Raw genomic sequence first — 1,766 nt, 5'->3', positions numbered from 1 at the left:
GCCCACAACAGCGCCCCGCCGATCAGCGGCGCCATCACCAGTTGCTGGCCCAGCCGCCGGGCACCGCCGATGCGCGCGAGCGTCGCCGCGGCCAGGCCGACGAAACCGATGACGCCGACAGCGGCAACGACAAACGCGATCAGCGCGACGGCGGCCGCCAGTCCGGCGAAGCGATAGGCGCCGAGCGGCACGCCAAGACTGCGCGCGCCTTCATCGTCGAGGCCAAGCAAGGTCAGTGGCCGCACCATGAAGAAGATCGCAAGCGCAGCAGTGCCGATGCGCGGCAACAGCCACAGCGTCGTCGACCAGTCCTGCTGGCCGAGCGAACCGGCGCCCCAGATGAACAGGCTGGCCAGCCATTCATGCCGCAGCACAATGAGAGCGGCACCGATGGCGCCGGCATAAAGGCTGACCACAAGCCCCGCCAGCACCACCGAAAGCGGCGACAGGCCCTTGTGCCAGGACAGAGCGAAAACGGCGGCAAGGGCGACGAATGCGCCAGCCAGCGCCACCCATTCGCGCCCGAAGGCAAGCAGCGACGGTGACAGAAGCGTCGTCAGCGCCAGCGCCAGATAGGCACCGGCCGAGACGCCGACCGTTTCGGGCGAGGCAAGCGGGTTGCGCAGAACCTGCTGCAGGACGGTTCCGGCAAGCCCGAGCGCCGCACCGCACAGAAGGCTGACGGCAAGCCGAGGCAGGAAAGCATAGTGGACGAGCACCTGCCGCATGTCGGCGATGTCGGGGGCGGCGAGCGATTGGAGCCAGAGCGCCGATGGTAGCTGCACGGTGAGGTTTGAGACGGTTGCCGCTGACGCTGCCGCGAGCAGCACCGCGCAAAGCAGGATCGCGCCTACCGGCTGATTCCTGAAAAAGCTCCACGCGGAGGCCCGGCCGGCCGACGCATGCTTCCCCCCTTGGGCAATGGCCGCAGCATCCTCAGCCACGGGCGGCCTCCCCGGTTATCGCAGACGCCAGGACCCGAGCAAAACGGGTGGCGGACGGAAGGGCGCCGAACATATGGACGGCGGGAAGACGCATGATCGAGCGGTTGCGCACGAAAGGCATGGCGTTCCAGACCGGACTTTCGGTCAGCGTGCCGCCCGCGCCCTCGGGCAAGGGTTCAAGATAGGCGAGGCGAGCGTCGCTGGATGTCGCCAGCCCGTCGATACCAACGGTCGAAAACCCCCAATAATTGGTCTCGGCCGTCCAGGCGTTGGCGAGCCCGATGCGATCGAACACCTCCTGAAACAGACTCTTCTTGCCGTAGACGCGCACATTGCGCGGGTCCATGAAGCTGACGACATAGATCGGCCGCGCCGAAAGCGGCGCCAGTTGCCGGCGGACTTCCGAAAAATACGCATCTGTCGCCGCGATCAGCGCTTCGCCTTCGCTTTCCTTGCCGACAAGCCTGGCAAGCTGGCGCGTCGCCTCGAGCGCGCGCTGATAGGGCTGCCCGGCCTCGGTATAGAGCCCGATCGTCGTCACCGGCGCCACGCGTTCGAGCAGCGGCTTGATGCCGTCGAGATACGGCATGGACAGGATGATGTCGGGCCTGAGTTGCTGCAGCAATTCGAGATTGGGTTCGAGCAGCGTTCCGACATCGGCGATCTCAGGCGGCAGCGGCGGTTCGACCACCCAGGTCTCCCAGATGTCGCGACCGGCGATGGCAACCGGGCTGACACCGAGCATGAGCAAGGGCTCGGCCAAGCCGTCATCCAGGCAGACGATGCGCAACGGTTTCGCCGTGGCAGATGGCGATGCAATTG

Annotated in this window: 2 protein-coding genes; both read right to left on the bottom strand. The window is 66.5% G+C overall.

The annotated features are described in order from the left end of the window. A partial coding sequence (locus EN750_RS32730) for an iron chelate uptake ABC transporter family permease subunit (protein WP_145968138.1) occupies positions 1 to 944 on the bottom strand: 944 nt, incomplete at its 3' end. Beyond that, positions 937 to 1,764 (bottom strand): ABC transporter substrate-binding protein, encoded by an 828-nt coding sequence (locus EN750_RS32725; protein WP_245482879.1) that lies wholly within the window; start codon positions 1,762 to 1,764, stop codon positions 937 to 939. The genes EN750_RS32725 and EN750_RS32730, both read right to left, overlap by 8 nt. Positions 1,765 to 1,766 lie beyond the last annotated feature (2 nt).

The organism is Mesorhizobium sp. M7A.F.Ca.ET.027.03.2.1 (assembly GCF_003999175.1).
Classification (GTDB): domain Bacteria; phylum Pseudomonadota; class Alphaproteobacteria; order Rhizobiales; family Rhizobiaceae; genus Mesorhizobium.
The sequence above is the reverse complement of the archived record's forward strand: the minus strand, read 5'-3'. Positions and strand labels throughout refer to the sequence as shown.